Genomic DNA, 20056 nt, shown 5'->3' with positions numbered 1-20056 from the left:
GCGTTCGAAAAGACAATGGCATTTGTTGCCTCTGACCCTCTTGGCGAACCGTGCAGCCGGCGACATAATCCCGGTCATGAAAATCACCAGAAACACCCCCGATCAATTGATCATAGAGAACAACCCGATTTGGCTGGCGGTCTTTGTCTCTGCCTTTGCGATGGTTTTCGTTGCCATCGGCCTTTTCAATATCGGTGCCGAACCTGTCATGGGCTTTGCCTTTATAGGGGGCGGGCTGTTCTTCGGAATCCTTTTCAATTTGGCGTTCATACGGCGCACCCAATTGATCCTCGACGGGCCTCGAAATCTGGTGGAGTTGCGCCGCCGCGGATGGCTGAACTACGTCAGCATGACATGGGAACTGCGCTATCTTGACCGTGCAATTGTCGAAAGCTCAAACTCCGGTGACAGCACAACCTACCGCGCCGCCTTTGTCATCAATGGCGGTATGGATGCAGGCACACATCCCGTGACACTTGTCTACTCCAGCGGCCGTGGGGCAAAACGGGCCAAGGACGCGATAAACGCCTGGCTTGACTCGCGCACCACCGCGTCCTAAACGCAACCTGATCTCCGGAAGCTTGGCCTTCCGGTCCCTGTATGAACAGGGATCGCCCTCAGTCAGCGCGTTGCGCCCACTGGGGCGTTTGTGCATTTTCGCGAGGGTTCCTACATTGGACCAACCGCAACCGAACCGAGAAGGGGCAATCGCCCATGTTTGAGAACCTCAGTGAACGCCTGTCCGGCGTCTTTGACCGCCTGACCAAACAGGGCGCACTGTCCGAAGAGGATGTGAAAACAGCCCTGCGCGAGGTACGCGTAGCCTTGCTTGAGGCGGATGTTTCGCTTCCCGTCGCGCGTGACTTTGTCAAAGCGGTGCAGGAGAAAGCCACCGGTCAAGCCGTTACCAAATCCGTCACCCCCGGTCAGCAGGTCGTCAAGATCGTGCATGACGCCCTGATTGACGTGCTTTCAGGCGAAGGCGAACCCGGCGCACTCAAGGTAGATAATCCGCCGGCTCCGATCCTGATGGTCGGCCTGCAGGGCGGTGGCAAGACGACAACAACTGCAAAGCTCGCCAAACGCCTCAAGGAAAAAGACGGCAAGCGTGTTTTGATGGCGTCATTGGATGTGAACCGCCCTGCGGCGATGGAACAGCTTGCGATTCTCGGGGCGCAAATCGGCGTTGACACCCTGCCGATTGTCAAAGGCGAGGATCCCGTTGCGATCACCAAACGCGCCAAGACCCAAGCGGGTCTGGGCGGCTATGACGTCTATATGCTGGACACGGCCGGGCGTCTGTCGATTGACGAAGAACTAATGCAACAGGTCGAAGCAGTGCGTGACGTCGTCACCCCGCGCGAGACATTGCTGGTGGTTGACGGCCTGACAGGTCAGGACGCGGTACATACTGCTGAAAACTTTGACGAACGTATCGGTATTACCGGTGTCGTCCTGACACGCATGGATGGCGACGGGCGCGGCGGCGCGGCACTGTCCATGCGGGCCGTCACGGGAAAACCGATCAAATTCGTGGGTCTCGGCGAAAAGATGGACGCCCTTGAGACCTTCGAGCCGGAACGCATCGCGGGCCGAATCCTCGGCATGGGCGATATTGTTGCACTGGTTGAAAAGGCACAGGAAACCATCGAGGCTGAACAGGCCGAACGCATGATGAAGCGCATGGCGAAGGGTCAGTTCAATATGAACGACCTGAAGATGCAGCTTGAACAAATGATGAAGATGGGCGGCATGCAGGGCATGATGGGTATGATGCCCGGCATGGGCAAAATGGCCAAACAGGTCGAGGACGCAGGCCTTGATGACAAGGTTCTGCTGCGCCAGATCGCCTTGATTCAGTCGATGACCAAGAAAGAACGCGCCAATCCCGCACTGCTGCAAGCCAGCCGCAAGAAACGTATCGCCAAGGGTGCCGGCATGGAGGTTTCCGACCTCAACAAGCTGATGAAAATGCATCGCCAGATGTCCGACATGATGAAGAAGATGGGCAAAATGGGAAAAGGTGGCATGCTCAAACAAGCCATGAAAGGCATGATGGGCAAGGGCGGCATGGACCCGGCAGCAATGGCCGGTCAGATGGACCCCAAGGCAATGGAAGCGGCGGCCAAGGCGATGGGCGGTAAGCTGCCCGGCATGGGCGGCGGCATGGGCCTGCCCCCCGGGCTGTCTGGATTTGGGAAGAAGAAGTGATTACAGCTAACTCCATACCCACACTTGAGACCGAACGGTTGATCTTGCGCGCTCCAGGCCCTCAGGATCACGCCCCGTTTGCGTCTTTCTTAGCCTCGGACGCAACCCGCTATATTGGCGGCAAACAAACCGAAGCAGAAGCTTGGCGCTATCTCTGCCAAGTGATCGGCCATTGGAGTATGCGCGGTTTTGGCCGTTGGATGGTGACTTTGAAAGACGATAACACGGCTATCGGCCTTGTCGGTCTGCACCAACCCCTTGATTGGCCAGAGAAAGAAATCGGCTGGTACATCTGGTCTGGCACCGGCAAGGGCTACGCCCGTGAGGCTGGCCGGGCAGCACTGGCACATGCCTATGAAGCATTGGGCTGGACTACCGCAATAAGCATGATCAACCCAGGAAATGATGCCTCTGTTCGCGTAGCAGAAAGCATGGGCGCCGTTCGAGAGCCTGACTATGACCACCCCCGCCACGGCCCACTGATGATCTACCGCCACCCGAACCCAGCGGAACCTGCCGCATGATTGCCATGACCGATCCCATTCCGGTGCTCGACACCCAGCGGTTGACCCTGCGTGCGCCGCGCAAGTCGGATCTGCCGACGTTGACTGCGTTTTTCGAGACAGAGCGCAGTCATATGGTCGGTGGCCCCGCAGATGCGAACGAGACCTTTGCAAAGCTTGCTTCGCGTATTGGTCACTGGGCAATTCGTGGGCATGGCGTTTGGCACATAGAGCATCGCAAGACCGGGGATTTTCTGGGCTGGGTCGGCATCGGTAATCCACCCGCATTTGATGAACCCGAATTGGGTTGGACGCTGTTTGCCCACGCCGAAGGCCAAGGCTATGCCTATGAGGCCGCCCGTGCAGCGCGCGCCTATGCCGCCGTGCATTTGGGTCTCGACAGCCCCATCAGCTACATCCACGCGGATAACAGTCGTTCGCTCGCCCTCGCTGCCAAGCTTGGCGCGACATACGAGCGCGAAGGTGTTGTCCTGAACAAACCCTGCCAGGTATGGCGCCACCCCAAGGAGGCCGCATGACCGATACCGCCAAACTCGCCGCCGAGGTACTCGCTGACCATCGCGCCTCCATCGACCGCCTGGATGCGATCCTTGTCTATACACTGGGCGAGCGGTTCAAACACACACAGGCTGTGGGGAAACTCAAAGCCGAACACGACCTTCCCCCGTCCGATCCAAACCGCGAAGCGGATCAGATCGCGCGGCTCGAAGATTTGGCAAACCGGGCCGATCTTGATCCCGAATTTGCCAAGAAGTTCCTGAACTTCATCATCGCTGAAGTCATTCAGCACCACAAAAGTCACCAATCGTAAGGTGGGTAAGACCCACCACGACACCAACCTAAAGGACTACACACCATGGCTATGAAAATTCGTCTCGCCCGCGGCGGCTCCAAAAAGCGCCCCTTCTACCGTATCGTTGCTGCGGACAGCCGCATGCCACGAGATGGCCGCTTTATCGAGAAGCTGGGCACATATAACCCGCTGCTGCCGAAAGACAGCGAAGAGCGCGTGAAAATGGATGTCGAGAAAGTAAAGGAATGGATGGATAAGGGCGCACAGCCTACAGACCGTGTGCGTCGCATGCTCGAAGCTGCTGGTGCCCTCCCCAAGACAGAGCGTAGCAACCCGAAAAAAGGTACACCCGGCAAGAAAGCTCAGGACCGCGTTCAGGAGAAAGCTGACAAGGCCGCAGCAGCAGCGGAAGCAGCAGCAGCCCCGGCAGAGGCACCTGCCGACGAAGAAGCCGCAGCAGAATAAGCAACGGACATACCGGTATGGACGGGTTTTCAAACGCGCCCCATACCGGTTTACACCGGTTGATGCTGCGGCGACGCGACTTGCGCTACGGTCGGTCATATGCCGTGGATGAGACCTTGTTTCACCTGGTCTCATCCGCTTTATTTGCGCCTGCACGGTCGATCTGTCCGAATCCGGGCGCAATATTGCTTTCCCTTTTCCCATCTCAGAGAGGCCGGATTGTGCCAACGCATGGCCTTTGAGGGGGCGGACAAGCAACTGCGAAGATACCTCACCATCATAAACGCTTCTCACGATCTGGGAATACTGCCCGAATTGCATGGTAGCTCGCGCGTCCGATCTGTCTTCTGACTGATCAATCTGATGTAGCAGGCCGCACGTGGGCTTGCCCCCATAGATTACCGGGTTTCTGTTCTTGACCCTGAAGGCCCGAACACTGATCTTGAGCGTCATGAAAGGGGAGTATGCTGATGGCCTGTCGATACCGCGCATGGCCAGGCGAAAGCATCTTGACGCCTGAATTGGAAACCAAAGGTTGGGAGGCCCGCCCTCGCAACCTGCATATCGAGGACCGCTGATGTTGCGCCTGATCCTGCCTTTCCTGACCTTGCTGTTCGGTTTTGCCCTTGGCATTTGGTACGACCGTCAGCAAATGGTGCAGGAATGCGCCAACGGTGAAGGCGAATGGACCGGCACGATCTGTGTCAATTCGGAGTTATTGCAATGACTGACTTAATCCCTGTTGGGGCCATCGGCGGCGCTTATGGCGTACGCGGCGAACTGCGCATCAAAAGCTATTGTGCTGTGCCCGAAGAGATTGAAAATTATAGCCCGCTATGGACCGAAAACCGTGCCAGGCAATATGCCCTGGCCATCCTGCGCCCGATCAAGAGCGGTTTTGTAGCGCGCATACCGGAGGTGGCAACCAAAGAGGACGCCGACGCCCTGCGTGGCACCGTCCTGTATGCGGAACGCAGCCAGCTGCCCTCCCTGCCGGACGATGAATTCTATCATGCTGATTTGGTCGGGATTGAGGTATTTGATACCGGCGGACAGTTGTTAGGCCGCGTCAAGACCGTGCACAATCACGGCGCTGACGACCTGCTGGAACTGCAATTGGCCGGCAAGACCGATACCGTTTTCCTGCCTTTTACCAAAACAGCCGTTCCCACCGTCGATCTGGCCGCAAAACGCATCATCGCTGATCCGCCCCTGGGTATCCTGCCCGGCAGCGATACCGAAGAAAGCGAAACGGGCTGATGCCCCGCCGCATTATCCTTCATGCGGGCTTTCACAAAACGGGTACGTCCAGCATTCAGGCCTCCCTACGCGAGAACCGCGTCGCTTTGAAAAAGCAGATTGCATTGCGACTGCGCTGGCACCTCAAGGACGTGGTCTCAGCCGCGCGGGGATATTCGACCGATCTTGACCCCTTGACGCTGATCAAGGTCCAGTTGCGCTTTGGCGAGATGGTGAACGCCATCCCGGGCATGCCCCGCCGCACATTGATCATATCGGCTGAAGAGCTTTCGGGACATTTGCCCGGACGGGGCAGCCTGGCGGATTATTCAGCATCGCCGGTACTGCTTTATACCTATTGGGAAATTCTGCGCGCTGCCTATCCCGAGGCCGAGATCATCATCTATCTCACAACCCGCGCACCCGAACCATGGCTGGCCTCTGCCTATTGGGAACATGTCAAATCCTCAAGCATGACGCTGGATTTCGACACTTTCCGAGACACTTACGCCAAGGCCGCAGACCTGGATTTCATGGTATCGGAAGTGGCTAGCCGCGTGCCAACTCCGGTATTTTCCAAATCACTCGAATCTTGTCGTGACCTGCCACTTGGTCCGCTTGATCCAATGTTGGACCTTTGCGAGGTACCGTTGTCGGTGCGTGCCGCATTGACCGCCCTGCCCCCCGCCAATCGACGCCACCGGCCCGAGATCCTTGCCGCGATGCTGGAAGCCAACCGCACCTTTTCCGATCCGGACGCGCGTCAATCCGCCAAGCAGGCCATCCTGACCGAAGCAGGGCTAACATCATGACGTCTTCCCGCTCCCATGGGAGACAGTCTGTTCATGCCTCGCTCAAGCCCCGCGAACTGATGCAGGACAAGCCCACCTATCGTGATGTCTGGCAAGCCCGGATCGTCACTTTATTCCCCGATCTGTTTCCCGGCGTCCTCGGGGCGAGCCTGACAGGCAAGGCCCTGCAGGACGGATTGTGGCAGTTGCACACCCATGATCTGCGGCGCTTTGGGATTGGCAAACACCGTAATGTCGATGATACGCCTGCCGGCGGCGGGGCCGGCATGGTCATGCGTGCCGATGTGGTCGGACCTGCAATCGAAGCCGCGCAGGCCGGCGCAAGAGGTCGCTGGCCGATCCTCTATATGTCACCGCGAGGCCAACGCTTTGATCAGGTAATGGCACAGGATCTATCGACATGTGCTGGGGTCACCATGCTCTGCGGTCGCTTTGAAGGTGTGGACGAACGGGTGATCGAACATTTTGGCATCACCGAGGTTTCGCTTGGCGATTTTGTGATGACAGGGGGCGAACTGGCCGCTCAGGCAATGATTGACGCCACCGTGCGCTTGCTGCCCGGTGTCCTGGGTAATGCGGACAGCATGATAGAGGAAAGCCATTCCAACGGGTTGCTGGAGCATCCTCAATATACCCGCCCCGCCACTTGGGAAGGCCGCGATATTCCCGCGGTTCTGATGTCCGGCAATCACAAGAAGATTGCAGAATGGCGCAAGGCCGAGAGCGAACGTTTGACGCAGGAACGTCGACCCGATTTATGGACGCGCAATCAGGGTAAATAAACCGAACAAGCGCCCCCGCGAAACTGCCTGTGCCGCGCTGGTCAATTTCACCCCGGCACAGCCCTTGATCCCGGAACACAACCTCCTTATACCCCGGCTATCCGGAATCACTTTGCGTGGCTCCGGTGTTTTGTGTTTGCGCAAAACAGACAAGGAATGAAGATGCTACCTCCGGTGGGCCACTGCGGTGCGACCCGATACAACAGACCGAAGCTCTTGGATCGCTTAACAATATTCGTGGAACACCACGATCATCAAAGGAGAAGCGTCAGATGAACCTGATCGCAGAAATCGAGGCGGAACAGATCGCCGAATTGGCCAAGGAAATCCCCGATTTCCGTGCGGGCGACACTATCCGCGTAGGCTTTCGCGTGACTGAGGGTACACGTACCCGCGTCCAGAACTACGAAGGCGTATGTATCGCACGTAACAACGGTCACGGCATTGCTGGGTCCTTCACCGTGCGTAAAATCAGCTTCGGCGAAGGTGTTGAGCGCGTATTCCCGCTGCACTCCACCAACATCGACAGCATCACCGTGGTGCGTCGTGGCCGTGTGCGCCGTGCGAAATTGTATTACCTGCGTTCGCGCCGTGGTAAATCCGCACGTATCACTGAGAACTCCAACTACAAGCCGAAAAAAGCGTAAGGAGCGGACCGATGAAAGCCGATACACATCCCGAATACCACATGATCAACGTCAAAATGACCGATGGAACGATCGTGGAAATGAAATCGACCTGGGGCAAGGAAGGCGACCAGCTTTCCTTGGACATCGATCCTTCCGTGCATCCAGCGTGGACAGGCGGATCAAGCCGCTTGATGGACACCGGTGGCCGCGTTTCCAAATTCAAGAACAAATATGCAGGTCTGTCGCTGTAAGCGATTCAGTCCAGCAGAAAAATCAAGGTGCAACCCGCGTGGTTGCGCCTTTTTTTGTGGACCTCGCAACCTTGAGCTGGCGACCTCGGACCAAGACCTGAGCATCCACTCCATCCCCTAGGCATTCAGCGACTTGCGGTATTGGGATGGCGTCATTTTTGAAAACGTGAGGAAAGCGCGGTTGAATGCGCTTAGCGACGCGAAACCACAGTCTCCCGCGATCTCGATGATTGAGAGAGCGTCGATCGACAGAAGTTCAATCGCACGGATCATGCGCAGATGGGTTAGAACGCGAGACCACGACAAACCGACATCCTCGGAAAAGCGCCGCTGCATCGTGCGTTCCGACAGATTGACGGCCTGGGCGACGCCTTGCGCCGTCAGCTTTTCGGACAAACGTTCTTCCATCACCTCGATGGCACGCCGCAAGGCCGGATCGCTGGCAAAAGGCCGTTTCACATCAACCGAACGCGCCACGAGGCCACCGCAGACGTTCAGTAGCGCCAGGAAGAATCCTTTGGCCTCATCCGGGTGGTCAATGTCTGGTCCCCAATCCTTGCAATGCCGGATCATCTGGCGCGCCAGTGGCGACATCTGAAAAACCGTGGCGGTCTTGGGAAAGGCTAAGCAGAAACCGTGCTTAGCCAGCACGGAACAGCTTGTGATCGGCGCACCTATTTCCACCACAAAGGGTGTTCGCGCAGGAATCCACGCGGCAAAAGAAGGCGGCAGCAGCCAACTCGCACCGTCCACATTAAGACGCAGCGCCCCCCGCACGGCATACAACAGATAGTCGCGTTCGAAAGCCGCGCTCATAGGCGAACGCGGTTCGATCTGTTGAAAATAGCAATAGGCGGCAAGATCCCGTTCGGTCATGACCTATTTGCTATCAACCTCTGCTACGATGGTCACGGGCGCTGCTGACATCAAGGGACGCAATCCCTGACCCAATGTGGCAAAGGTATCGCTTGCACGATAGGCATCAAAGGCCGCAGCCGTTTCCCAGTGTTGAAGAATAGCAATGCCATCGCCCGAGGGTTTTCGATAAAGTGCATAATGTTTGCAAGCACTCATAGCGCGGACCTGATCGGCTTGTGCTTCAAACAGAACCATTGCGGCATCCAGATCCGAGGCGGAAAAACTGGCCTCTACGGTAATGAGTTTCATCTTGGTGCTCCAACTATAGGTTTTCAGGATTGCCAACAACAATCCGGGTGACGAGACCACGGGGCTGGCCCAGTTTGGTGTCCATCACGCGATAGCCGTCCGAGCCACGCACAAGTTGTGTGCAACTGTTCTTTGGCCCGTTGTCCCAGTCGATACAGTATCGATCTGCCTCAAAGCTCCAGGTGCCGACCAGCTTCGGACCACCGGGCAACTGTGCCGCGGCAGATCCATCCTCAGCATAGTATATCGGGGCTGTACCACCATCAGGCACACCTGGTGCTCCTTCGGGGATTTCGACATAAAGCGTATTTCCAGTGACAAGCGCTTCAAGCTGGTGCGTTGTCATCGTCTGATCAGCATAAGCATCTTGGGCAAGCAGAACCGCCGCAAGCGTTATCAGCCCCAGGGAATTGTTGATCATTTATTCATCCTTTCGTTTGGTAGGCCCAGAATACCCCCCTATGATATGACGATCCTGCGACGGTTCGCCAAAAACACGCCCCAACGCGCCAATGTTTCACCAGTACTATCAAACAGAAGCGCCAAGACGCCCTTGACTGTCGAAAAGGCCGCTGACTTGCCCCTTCGCGACCCCTTTGCGAAATCCACGCTCCACGTGACGTCAATCTGGACATTGCCACCTTGTCTCCCTCCCCCACTTCCCAAACCCGCAAACCCCACATATAGTGGTGTTCAACAACATCCTGCTAAATCGCAGGCGGGCAGAGGAACGGGCATACATGGCGCATATTATCGTCGTCGGAAACGAAAAAGGGGGTGCGGGAAAATCCACGGTCTCGATGCATCTGGCAACCGCCCTGGCACGGATGGGTCACAGCGTCAGCGGCCTTGACCTTGACCTGCGCCAACGGACGTTCGGACGATATATCGACAACCGGCGCGCCTTTACCAAACAGGCCAAACTGGATTTGCCCAGCCCGGCCCTGTGCGAACTCCCCGAAATCGAAGCATCCAGCCTCAAACCGGGTGAAAACATCTATGACCACCGCCTCAGTGCGGCTGTTGCCTCGATGGAGCCGAACAACGACTTTATCCTGATCGACTGTCCGGGGTCTCATACCCGCCTGTCACAGGTCGCACATTCACTGGCTGATACGCTGGTTACGCCCCTTAACGACAGTTTCATCGATTTTGATCTGCTCGCGCACACGGATGCGATGGGGGACAAGATTACCGGCCCGTCCGTCTATTCCGAAATGGTGTGGACCGCGCGGCAATTGCGCGCGCAGGCGGGACTTTCACCCATTGACTGGGTTGTGGTGCGCAACCGAATGGGCGCACAACGCATGGTCAACAAGGACAAGATGGAACGTGCCATCAAAAACCTGTCCAAACGGATCGGTTTTCGCATTGCTCCGGGTTTCAACGAACGGGTGATTTTCCGCGAACTGTTCCCACGCGGGCTGACGCTGTTGGATCTCAAGGACATTGGCGTCAAACAGTTGAACATCTCGAATGTGGCAGCCCGTCAGGAATTGCGTGACCTGATCAAAGCGCTGAAACTGCCTGGCGTAACGCCGGATTTTTAAGCACCCTTTGCAAAGGTCAAACGACGCTGGCGCAACAGCAACACGACATTCGACACAACAAGCGCCCCGATGACAATTGCGCCACCAATCAGCGCATAGCGCCCGGGATCTTCGCCAATCACCGCCCATGCCAACAAGGGCGCCAACACAGACTCCAGCAAAACCAACAGACCGACTTCGGCCGAGGTGATATAGCGCGGCCCGATGGCCAACAAGATTGAGCTGACCAGGATGACAGTGCCATGTCCCAACACCAATGGTGCCTGATCCAGGGGCATCGACCAGGGGTCAGCAAAAGGGGCGATCACCAGCGCCGCCAGCGTATATCCCATCGCCACACCCGGCACCATTGACACCGCCCGCGCATGGCGTGCGGCAGTCAATGCCGCTGCAAACAACGCGGACACACAAAAGGCCAAGAGATCACCGGCCAGGCTGGCCCCCTGCGTTTCACCGGACCCATAAGCGATAATCGCAAGGCCGGGGACAACCGCCGCGATGGTGAGCCACGTGCGGATCCCGAACGGCTCTGCCAGAAAAATGCGGCTGAACAAGGACGCGAACACCGGCAGCGAAGCAATGATAAAGACAACATTGGCAACAGATGTCAGGCTGACCGCAACGACAAATAACACCCCACTGGCCCCCACCCCTGCGATATAGATCACCCCATATCGCCCTGTGCCCAGAACAGCGCGAAAAGGTGCCGTCCCGGCAGTGCCCAAAAACCAAAGCACAGAAAGCCCCCCTGCCAGCAACAGCCGCCAGAAGGCAATGGTCAGCGCCTCCGCAGAAATCAGCCGCACAAACAGTGAATCCGGCACCACGAAAAGCACACCGATCAGGGTAATCAACAGGCCTTTGGATTGTTCATTCATTCTTAAGTCGTGGCGCGAAACAAAGCGCAAGTAAAGCCACCTGTCACATGGTCTGATCAATTCACCCGCCCTATTGAAAATGAGTGCCCATGGACAGGATCGAAGGTCGCTCCAGCAGGGCAGGTATTCCCCAATCACCGGTACCTTGATGTTCTCCGCGATGATGTCATTCAGCCGAAGGAATCCCACGCCGCCGCCCAGGTTCGGCGCCATCTGGCAGTCCTCAGAAGGGGATTCGGTTGCGGATTTATGAAACTTCGGCTCTCAAAAATCGAATTTTTCGTAAAACTTTTCAAACTGCGCGCATCGGTCCTCGGCACCGGCATCACCGTCTGCGCGTCAGCACATGGCACAGACAGGGCAATTTACCATGGATATGTTTGGCTCCAACCGACATCGAAGGCCTCGCAAACGACGCATGTGAAGTAAATTCCCGCGCCAAGGGGCCTGTTCTCTCGAATTGACCTTGATCCGGGGTGACCTAAGTTAAACGCACAATCCCGTGAAACCGCCTTCGATCAGTAGATTTCACGCTGAAATGGAAACGACAACTTCGTGAGATTGCCTTGACCTTTAGCGTGACTGTGTTTGACTGACCTCGATGTCCCGATCAGGGACACAATAACAAGGGCGGTTAAACCGTATCCGTATCACCTACCGGCGGGCCCCTGCGCCCCCAGCCAACAGAAGAGGAAGAAACATGAGTTTTATGACCCGCACCGGCAAACCTTTGCCGCAGTCCGTTCTTGATAGCGCCGAGGCCGCGAAAAAGGATCCCGTCAACCGCCGTGAATTTCTGGCCATTGCCAGCGCTTTCGGTGCAACATCCGCAACCGCCTATGCCATGATCGGCATGGCACCTCCTGCCAACGCCGCCGCCCATGCCAACAAAAAAGAAGGCGGCACTGTGCGTATGCAGATGGAGGTCCGCGCACTGAAGGATCCCCGCACCTACGACTGGTCACAGATTGCCAACTTCTCACGCGGCTGGCTTGAGTATCTCGCCATTTGGGAAAACGACGGTACCTTCACTCCTGCCTTGCTTGAAAGCTGGGAAATCAACGACGATGCCACGGAATACACATTAAATGTCCGCAAGGGCGTCAAGTGGAACAACGGCGACGACTTTACCGCGGAAGACGTGGCGCGCAACATCACCGGTTGGTGCGACAAGTCGCTGGAAGGCAACTCGATGGCGGGCCGTTTTGCCAGCCTGATCGACGAGACCTCCGGCAAGGCAATCGAAGGTGCGATCGAAGTTGTAGACAGCCACACCGTCAAGTTGAAATTGCCGGTTTCAGACATCACCTTGATCCCTGGTATGGCGGATTATCCGGCGGCGATCGTACATAGTTCTTTCAAGGGCGATGACAACATCGACAATCCCATTGGCACCGGCGCCTACCTGCCAGAGTCACTGGAAGTCGGCGTCAAGGGCGTGCTGGTCAAAAACCCGGATCACACATGGTGGGGCACCGAGGTCTTTGGCGGACCCTACATCGACCGTCTGGAATACATTGACTACGGTACGGACCCCTCTGCATGGATCGCGGCAGCCGAAGCTGAAGAAGTCGACACTTTCTATTCCATGGAAGGTGAATACATCGACATCATGTCCACACTAGACGGCTGGGTCGAAAACTCCATCGCAACAGCAGCAACCATCGTCATCCGTCCAAACCAATTAGCCGAAGTGGATGGCAAGAAACCCTATGCGGACAAACGTGTCCGCCAGGCCATCGCAATGGCAGTCGACAATGAAGTGCTGCTTGAACTCGGCTATGCTGGCCGCGGTTTGGTCGCCGACAATCACCACGTGGGCCCAATGCACCCCGAATTTGCGGAAATCCCACCCCGCAAGGTCGATCCCGCAGCAGCCAAGGCATTAATGGAAGAAGCCGGCATGGCAGATTTCGAACATGAATTGCTCTCGATCGATGATGCATGGCGCAAGGACACCACGGACGCGGTGGCCGCTCAGTTGCGTGATGCTGGCATCAAGGTCAAACGGACCATTCTGCCCGGCTCTACCTTCTGGAACGACTGGGTAAAGTATCCGTTTTCCTCAACCAACTGGAATGCCCGTCCTTTAGGTGTACAGATCTGGGCATTGGCCTACCGTTCCGGCGAGGCATGGAACGAATTTGGCTGGGCCAGCGAAGAATTTGACGCGCTGTTGACCGAAGCACTTGCTACTGCCGATGTCGAAAAACGCCGCGCACTCATGGCCAAGGGTCAGGCGATGATCCAGGAGGAAGGCATCACAATTCAACCTTACTGGCGCTCACTTTACAACCACTCCAAGGAAGGTCTGGTCGGTGCCGAACACCACATTGGCTTTGAATACCACCCCGCGCGGATGGCCTGGACCTAAGTACCTAAAGCCATTGATGAAAAAGGGCTGCGCATTGCGCGGCCCTTTTTTGCGCGAAACCTGTTATTCATCGACCAATGGCCGGTCCGCAGGGAAATGCAGGGCATCCTGCAAAAGCCTGCCGATGTCTTCCTGCCGCGTCCCGCGTAATGTTAGCCTGCGAACAACAGGCATCACAGCCGCGTTCATCTGTGCCACAAGTGCGGTATCAATCAGTTCTACCCGTCGAATTCCAGCAAACCACGCTTCTTCCAAAATCAGGTCTTCGATCAAGGGGTCGACGACGGCACCGCCTCCTCCGGGATAACGATAGTACCCCACACCGCCACTCTTTCCCATACGCCCCTCAGCCACCATGCGCGGTAATACCGGGCTCACTGGACACGGGTAGCGCGCCAGTACCTTGTCCAACCCCAATAAATCCTGTGCTTCGCACGGGCCCAGGCCATAGCCCCAGCGACACAGCGCTTCATCCAGCTCCCATGGGTTGGTGTGATGCAATAAAAGCTTCTCACCTGTGCCCCAGAAAGCATCCTGTAAGTCGGTCATGGCCTGCGCCCCGGTCATGGGCCCGCATCGAGAAAACGGTGTTTGGCCACAGCGGCCAGCAATGTGTTAAGCGAGGAGCCAACAGTGCGATTGGCGGTATTCACCTGTGCATCTGCGCACGCATAAAACGCCTCCCGCGCCTTCAAGAGGTCCTTGAGATGCGCCATGGCGGTCGGATTGCCCTGCATCGGACGGTGATCACCCTGCCCGCGCACACGCTGCATATGTTCCGCAGGGCTGGTTCTGATCCAGACGGTATGAAACCGCTCAAGCAAATGGGCAAAGCTCTTTTCCTCTGCCACGATCCCGCCTGCAACAGCCAGGATCATCCTGTCATGCCGCGCACTGATACGTTCCAGCGCCTCGGCTTCCAACTGGCGATACCCCTCTTCACCATAAAATGCCATGACCTCAGCCAGGGGCATGTCTGCTGTGTTTTCGATCTCGCGGTTCAACTCGACAAAAGGAATGCCGAGCGCCTGACCTGCCAAGAGACCCAGCGTCGATTTTCCCGCACCTCGCAATCCGATCAGACAAATGCGTCCCGCCCGCAACAAACGGGGGTTTTGCGGTGCCAGCATGCTGCAAACCTGCTGTTGCAAATCTTCTGGTGCCTGCTGATAAAGCGCGGCCACGCGCAGAACATCATGATCAAGTGGTGTGTCTTCAGCCAGCAGCAATTCGATCCGGGTTTCCAGCGCATCGGCAACACGTTGCAACAACAGTACCGAAATATTGCCTTCACCCGTTTCCAACTGCGCCAGATAGCGCGGCGACACACCCGACATTTCTGACAACACCCGTCGTGACATGCCGTGTTTCTTGCGCAGGGTGGCAACCCGTGTGGCAAGCAGCCGGATCATTCTGGCACCTGAATCTCCATCCTGTGCAGATGGCGCAACGGTATCTTCCTTGATCGGCATCTAGAAACGCTCCGACCTTTGATGGAACGCATGCAGGCTAGGTTTCACGGATCAACGGCTCGATCACGCGGCGTAGAAAGTCGGGCGCGGACTGGCTCTTGAACTGATCCGCAATTGTGAAGACGCAAGTAAAACTCCCCTCGAAGCACAACACATCATTCTGGCGGGCTTTCACGGCAAAGGTGATGGATTTATTGCCCAGCCGCGTCGGATAGGTCTCGCACATCAGTTTATGGCGCGGAGTCACCGGGCTGCGAAAATCCAGTTCCATGCGCACGAAGGGGGTGCCTACATTGCGATCGATCTCCATCTGAAACCAACCTTCGCCGTCAAAATGCGCCTCCCACCAAGCATTGATCGCATCCAGCGAAAAATAGGGTAACCGCGCAGTATAGGCGATCCGTGCCGGGTCGCAATCGCCCCAGGTTACATTGATCGGATGGATGAAAGGGGCGGTCATTCAATAGGTCTCCACATGATAACGCCCGTCTTCGCGCATCGCGTCCCGCAGGGCTGTCCATTGCTCCCCGATACTCTCGGCGATGGAGGTCATGGCCAGTTCGACACCTTCCTCCATGCCGCGCAGGCCGCAAATATAAATGTGGGTTTTATCATTTTGTAACAGCGCGGCAATCCCGTCCTGTTCCGCGATCATACGGTCCTGAACGTATTCTTTGTCCCGATCCGGTAAACGGCTGAACACCAGATGCTGCTTGAGTACACTCTCGGGGATCTTTTTCAGTGGCCCGAAATATGGCAGGCTTTGGGGGGTACGCGCCCCAAAAAACATGGTCATGCCGCCGGTTGCCTGCGCCCGCTGGCGCTGCATGGTAAAGGCCCGCATCGGTGCCGAACCCGTTCCCGTACAGATCAGCAGCAAATGTGCATCCGGCGTCGAAGGCATCAGAAACGTCGCGCCGAAGGGGCCGGTAACATCGACGATTTCTCCTTGTTTCAGATCACACAGGTAGTTTGACGCAAGCCCTTTTTCCTCGCGTTTTACCGTCAGTGAAATGTTGTGATAGCCGGGGCGCTCGCCATCGCGCGGGCTCGAGACAGAGTACAGACGGGGCAGAAACGCATTGCCATCCGCATCTGTACCAGGAGGAATAATGCCCACCGATTGCCCTTCAAGTACCGGAAAAGGCGATGCCCCCGGATCAAGAATGATATGGCGCACGTCATGATCAGGATCATCGGTCAGACGGTAATTGCCCTGCACCGTCATTTTCGCCGGCTTGCCAAGATTATACAGATTGATTGCCGGTTTCGCAGCCGTGCGTGGTGATTTGGCCTTGCCTCCTGCCCCTTTATGGGCTTCCGCCAACAAGGCGGCGATGGGATCTGCGTCAATGTCATCCGCCGGTCCTGCCTCGACCTCTTCCTGTTCTGGCAGTTCGTCCATCTCGTATTGTTGTTCAAGCGTATAGGGCGTCGTGACAACCCGCCATTCGTCAATGCTGCCTGTGGGACAGACCGGAATACAATCCATACAGAAATTGCAAACATCGGCGTTGACCACGACATTATTATCGTCATGTTCAATCGCCCCGATGGGGCAGGTCATCTCGCAGGTGTAACACCGTATACAGATCTCGGGATCGATCAGATGTTGTTTGACGGCTTTGTTCATTGCAAGCTCCGGCAATAGGGGGCTCAAGGGGCGGGGAATACCCGCCCCCACACTCACGCCATGTGAAGTTTCACATACTCGTAGTCGCCCGGTTTGTTATCGATTCCGACCTTGGGCGCGGCAATCCAGCTGGCATATTTGCCCGGTTCGAAACAGGGCACCATCAGCGATTGGATATAGTCGCCGTCCGCCTGTGTCGGAAGCCATTCGTCCTTGCGCTTGGCCCATTCCTCGGCAGAAATGATGGCGCCATCGGGATCAACTGCAACCGTGCTGAACACACCAATCTGACGGTGGAATCCTTCATGCGGCAGCTTCAGTTCAAACTCGATACCCGACTTGGCAATCAATTTGTTCCAGCGGCCGACACCGCCCGCCGCATCGCGCACATAGTCATCGCGCAACCGCATGTTGATGGCCGTCAACGCGGGGACTTCCTCGGTCAGGATCTTACCGTCCTTGATCGACGTGACGGCATAGGTATCATTCTGCAACTTGTGATCGTCGTCGATCCGCTGCTCCATATAGCGTCCCTTGATGCCATAGTTAAAAGCATTGGCGGCATTGGTCGAAACTTCCTGTCCAAACAGGTCAAGGCTCAGCGTGTAATGCAGGTTCAGCTTTTTCTGTATCGTCGGCAGATCAATCACGCCCAGATCACGGATTTTACCTATATCATAGGGGTCGGTGATTCCTGCCTTGTTCATTGCTTCCAGCGTTGCCTGAATGGTACGCCCGACACCAGTTTCACCCACAAACATATGATGCGCTTCTTCGGTCAACATGAACCGGCAGGTACGCGACAGTGGATCAAACCCCGATTGCGCCAGAGATTCCAGCTGCATTTTGCCATCGCGGTCTGTGAAATAGGTAAACATGAAGAATGACAGCCAATCAGGCGTTTCCTCATTGAAAGCGCCCAACATACGCGGCGCGTCTTCGGAACCCGAAGAACGGATCAACAGTTCGTTGGCTTCTTCGCGGCCATCTCGGCCGAAATACTTTTGCAGAAGGTAAACCATCGCCCAAAGGTGACGCCCCTCTTCGACGTTCACCTGGAACAGATTACGCATATCATAAAGAGAAGGAGCCGTCAGACCAAGAAACCGCTGCTGCTCAACCGAGCCGGGTTCGGTATCGCCCTGAATGACAATCAGCCGTTTCAGCATGTTGCGATATTCGCCCGGCACTTCCTGCCAAGCTGGTTCGCCCAGATGTTCACCCATGGGAATTTTGCGATCTTCAACCGCAGGCGCAAGCAAGACGCCCCAACGATATTCGGGCATCTTGACGTAATCAAATTTGGCCCAACCCTTTGGGTCAACGCTTACCGCGGTGCGCAGATACACCATGGATTCCTGAAAATTCTGCGGGATCAGGTCATTCCACCAGTTGATATAACCCGGATGCCATTTTTCCAGCGCTTTCAGCACCTTCTTGTCCTCGGAGAGGCCTACGTTGTTCGGGATTTGCGTGTCGTAACTTACGTTGATCAGATCAAGCATCTTCAATTCTCCTCAGGCGTCAGCACCCGTTTTGATTAAACACGTTCCATGTTGTATTTGCCGCGCACGCCGGTCCCGTAACGTTGCAACGCACCTTCCTCGCCCACAGCATTGGGGCGCTGGAATATCCAGTTTTGCCAAGCCGTCAAACGTCCAAAGATGCGTGTTTCCATCGTTTCCGGCCCGGCGAAACGCAGGTTGGCTTCCATGCCGGTCAAGGCATCAGGGCTAAAGCTGGCGCGCTCCTCCATGAATAGACGCACCTCGTCTTCCCAATCGATGTCGTCATATGCATAGGTGATCAGACCCAGTTCCTCGGCTGCATCTGCATCCAGCGACTCACCGATTGAACCGTTCAATTTTTCCACCTGCTCGGGTGTTCCGAGAAAGCGGGTCTCAAGCCGGGTCAGATCGTTGCTCATCCGGTAGTTGCCGAAATTGCCCGCGCTCAGGGTGACCGTCGCCAATGGACGGTTATCCCCTTCAAATTCTTCCAGCATCATATAGCTGCGATCCACCGCCCAAAGCAGCTCGGCCAAGGGTCCGGCAAAACACGAACCATGTTCGACAATGGCGACCAGGGAGCGCGAAGTCATGTCGATCCGCTTCAACAGACGCTTCCAGAATTGCAGCACTTCATTCGCCAGCCAGTGGTCGCTGTTTTCCAACAACAGGGCTTCATGCGCGATAACCTGTTCCGGCGCGCCCTGGGTTTGGAATTCGATCAGCCCAAGTTCTTTTTCATTGTTGCGCAGGTGCAGAATGGCGTCGTCCAACTCGCGTGCACAACGCAACATCCATGCTTCCGCCCCCTCGGCAACAAAGGCCTCCATATCTTCCGGCGCGTCGACTTGCGGGCCGTTCACGGTAACTGTTGCCCGCTTTTCATCACGGTTCATCGCAACTTCGACCGTTGAATAGGTCACACCATCGGCAGAGAAATTTCGTGTAATCGGGGTCAGTTCGATTCCGGACGCAACATCACCCTTGGCAGAACTTGCAGCCAGCTCCCTAGCACGCTCAACCACCTTTTCGTCAAAGGTGGAATTGGGGAAAACTTCGTCGACCAAGCGCCAATCCTTCGCGCGCTTGCCCTTCACGCCTTCTTCGATCGAACAGAAAACATCCGCAAGATCACGGCGCACCTTGCGTTTGTCGGTGACGCGGGTCAGCCCGCCAGTGCCGGGCAATACCGCCAGCAAAGGCACCTCTGGCAAGGACACGGAAGACGCGGAATCATCCGTCAACATCAGATGGTTGCACGCCAGCGCCAATTCGTATCCGCCACCCGCGCAGGCCCCCTTGATTGCACAGATATAGTTTTGCCCACTGTCAGCCAGCGCCGCCTCATAAGTATTGCGGGTCTCATTGGTGAATTTACAGAAATTTACCTTGTGGCTATGTGCAGCGCCCCCCAGCATCCGGATATTCGCACCGGCGCAGAACACCTTGTCCTTAGCAGAACGCATGACCACAACCTTCACTTCCGGGTGTTCAAAGCGCATCCGCTGCACCACATCGGCCAGCTCAATATCAACACCAAGGTCATAGCTGTTGAGCTTAAGTTCGTATCCTTCGAACAACCCGCCCTTTTCATCAACATCCATCGAAAGCCACGCAATCGGGCCATCATAGTCGACCTTCCAATGACGGTACTTGGTCGGATCGGTCTGAAAATCGATCACCTTGGTCATGGAATCGTCCCCTTCAGTTGCAAATTGGTTTTGGTATTATAATTCATTTTGCCGATGTGCCAATGCAAGGAAACAAG

General features: G+C 56.2%; 24 protein-coding genes. 14 read left to right on the top strand and 10 right to left on the bottom strand.

Annotated elements, in window-relative coordinates; all coding sequences use genetic code 11:
• Positions 1–76 precede the first annotated feature (76 nt).
• From OS190_RS03480 to rpmE, 12 genes are all read left to right on the top strand, one after another.
• Positions 77–559: a hypothetical protein gene (locus OS190_RS03480; protein ID WP_267157262.1), complete on the top strand. Its 483-nt coding sequence runs from the start codon at positions 77–79 to the stop codon at positions 557–559.
• Between the two features lie 155 nt (positions 560–714).
• Positions 715–2211 carry a signal recognition particle protein gene (gene ffh, locus OS190_RS03475; RefSeq protein ID WP_267157261.1) on the top strand — a complete coding sequence of 499 codons (1497 nt, stop codon included), beginning with the start codon at positions 715–717 and terminating at the stop codon, positions 2209–2211.
• Entirely contained in the window at positions 2208–2735 is a 528-nt protein-coding gene (locus OS190_RS03470; RefSeq protein WP_267157260.1) for a GNAT family N-acetyltransferase, read from the top strand. The genes ffh and OS190_RS03470 overlap by 4 nt, the downstream gene beginning before the upstream one ends.
• Before the next feature lie 5 nt (positions 2736–2740).
• Positions 2741–3253 (top strand): GNAT family N-acetyltransferase, encoded by a 513-nt coding sequence (locus OS190_RS03465; protein ID WP_267157259.1) that lies wholly within the window; start codon positions 2741–2743, stop codon positions 3251–3253.
• Entirely contained in the window at positions 3250–3546 is a 297-nt protein-coding gene (locus tag OS190_RS03460) for a chorismate mutase (RefSeq protein ID WP_267157258.1), read from the top strand. Before OS190_RS03465 ends, OS190_RS03460 begins: the two co-directional genes overlap by 4 nt.
• 45 nt (positions 3547–3591) lie before the next feature.
• Positions 3592–3993, top strand: a complete 402-nt coding sequence (gene rpsP / locus OS190_RS03455) for a 30S ribosomal protein S16 (RefSeq protein WP_267157257.1) — start codon at positions 3592–3594, stop codon at positions 3991–3993.
• 577 nt (positions 3994–4570) lie between these two features.
• Positions 4571–4720, top strand: coding sequence for a hypothetical protein (locus OS190_RS03450; protein ID WP_267157256.1), 150 nt, complete (start codon positions 4571–4573; stop codon positions 4718–4720).
• Positions 4717–5253: a ribosome maturation factor RimM gene (gene rimM / locus OS190_RS03445; RefSeq protein ID WP_267157255.1), complete on the top strand. Its 537-nt coding sequence runs from the start codon at positions 4717–4719 to the stop codon at positions 5251–5253. Before OS190_RS03450 ends, rimM begins: the two co-directional genes overlap by 4 nt.
• On the top strand, positions 5253–6044 hold the full coding sequence (locus OS190_RS03440) for a sulfotransferase family protein (protein ID WP_267157254.1): 792 nt from the start codon (positions 5253–5255) through the stop codon (positions 6042–6044). The genes rimM and OS190_RS03440 overlap by 1 nt, the downstream gene beginning before the upstream one ends.
• Entirely contained in the window at positions 6041–6826 is a 786-nt protein-coding gene (gene trmD, locus OS190_RS03435; RefSeq protein ID WP_416237361.1) for a tRNA (guanosine(37)-N1)-methyltransferase TrmD, read from the top strand. The genes OS190_RS03440 and trmD overlap by 4 nt, the downstream gene beginning before the upstream one ends.
• 272 nt (positions 6827–7098) lie before the next feature.
• Entirely contained in the window at positions 7099–7473 is a 375-nt protein-coding gene (gene rplS / locus OS190_RS03430; protein ID WP_267157253.1) for a 50S ribosomal protein L19, read from the top strand.
• Positions 7474–7484: 11 nt separating this feature from the next.
• Positions 7485–7706: a 50S ribosomal protein L31 gene (gene rpmE, locus OS190_RS03425; protein ID WP_267157252.1), complete on the top strand. Its 222-nt coding sequence runs from the start codon at positions 7485–7487 to the stop codon at positions 7704–7706.
• A gap of 117 nt (positions 7707–7823) precedes the next feature.
• On the opposite strand, the gene OS190_RS03420 is transcribed toward rpmE, so the two are convergent.
• Genes OS190_RS03420 through OS190_RS03410 form a run of 3 tightly spaced genes read right to left on the bottom strand, consistent with a single transcriptional unit; the run spans position 7824 to position 9294 of the window.
• Positions 7824–8582, bottom strand: coding sequence for an AraC family transcriptional regulator (locus tag OS190_RS03420; RefSeq protein WP_267157251.1), 759 nt, complete (start codon positions 8580–8582; stop codon positions 7824–7826).
• A 3-nt stretch (positions 8583–8585) separates the two neighbouring features.
• Entirely contained in the window at positions 8586–8873 is a 288-nt protein-coding gene (locus tag OS190_RS03415) for a putative quinol monooxygenase (protein ID WP_267157250.1), read from the bottom strand.
• Positions 8874–8886: 13 nt separating this feature from the next.
• Positions 8887–9294: a hypothetical protein gene (locus OS190_RS03410; protein ID WP_267157249.1), complete on the bottom strand. Its 408-nt coding sequence runs from the start codon at positions 9292–9294 to the stop codon at positions 8887–8889.
• Between the two features lie 319 nt (positions 9295–9613).
• On the opposite strand from OS190_RS03410, the gene OS190_RS03405 reads away from it, so the two are divergent.
• Complete coding sequence (locus tag OS190_RS03405; RefSeq protein ID WP_267157248.1) at positions 9614–10423, top strand: division plane positioning ATPase MipZ; 810 nt, start codon at positions 9614–9616, stop codon at positions 10421–10423.
• Here OS190_RS03405 and OS190_RS03400 read toward each other — a convergent pair.
• A complete protein-coding gene (locus OS190_RS03400) occupies positions 10420–11301 on the bottom strand; it encodes a DMT family transporter (RefSeq protein ID WP_267157342.1) in 882 nt (293 codons plus the stop codon). The two genes, OS190_RS03405 and OS190_RS03400, sit on opposite strands and share 4 nt — an antisense overlap.
• A gap of 700 nt (positions 11302–12001) precedes the next feature.
• Here OS190_RS03400 and OS190_RS03395 point away from each other — a divergent pair.
• Positions 12002–13675: an ABC transporter substrate-binding protein gene (locus OS190_RS03395; protein ID WP_267157247.1), complete on the top strand. Its 1674-nt coding sequence runs from the start codon at positions 12002–12004 to the stop codon at positions 13673–13675.
• 63 nt (positions 13676–13738) lie between these two features.
• Here the strand turns inward: OS190_RS03395 and OS190_RS03390 are convergent, their stop codons facing one another.
• The 6 genes from OS190_RS03390 to boxC are packed head-to-tail and all read right to left on the bottom strand — an operon-like array spanning position 13739 to position 19979.
• Entirely contained in the window at positions 13739–14224 is a 486-nt protein-coding gene (locus OS190_RS03390; protein WP_267157246.1) for a hypothetical protein, read from the bottom strand.
• Positions 14225–14238: 14 nt separating this feature from the next.
• Positions 14239–15147 carry a helix-turn-helix transcriptional regulator gene (locus OS190_RS03385; protein ID WP_267157245.1) on the bottom strand — a complete coding sequence of 303 codons (909 nt, stop codon included), beginning with the start codon at positions 15145–15147 and terminating at the stop codon, positions 14239–14241.
• Positions 15148–15184: 37 nt separating this feature from the next.
• Positions 15185–15607 carry an acyl-CoA thioesterase gene (locus OS190_RS03380; protein WP_267157244.1) on the bottom strand — a complete coding sequence of 141 codons (423 nt, stop codon included), beginning with the start codon at positions 15605–15607 and terminating at the stop codon, positions 15185–15187.
• Complete coding sequence (gene boxA / locus OS190_RS03375) at positions 15608–16780, bottom strand: benzoyl-CoA 2,3-epoxidase subunit BoxA (protein ID WP_267157243.1); 1173 nt, start codon at positions 16778–16780, stop codon at positions 15608–15610.
• 53 nt (positions 16781–16833) lie between these two features.
• A complete protein-coding gene (gene boxB, locus OS190_RS03370; RefSeq protein ID WP_267157242.1) occupies positions 16834–18285 on the bottom strand; it encodes a benzoyl-CoA 2,3-epoxidase subunit BoxB in 1452 nt (483 codons plus the stop codon).
• A 35-nt stretch (positions 18286–18320) separates the two neighbouring features.
• Positions 18321–19979: a 2,3-epoxybenzoyl-CoA dihydrolase gene (boxC, locus tag OS190_RS03365; protein ID WP_267157241.1), complete on the bottom strand. Its 1659-nt coding sequence runs from the start codon at positions 19977–19979 to the stop codon at positions 18321–18323.
• Positions 19980–20056: the final 77 nt, after the last annotated feature.

Source organism: Sulfitobacter sp. F26204 (assembly GCF_026410305.1).
GTDB lineage: Bacteria > Pseudomonadota > Alphaproteobacteria > Rhodobacterales > Rhodobacteraceae > Sulfitobacter.
The sequence above is the reverse complement of the archived record's forward strand: the minus strand, read 5'-3'. Positions and strand labels throughout refer to the sequence as shown.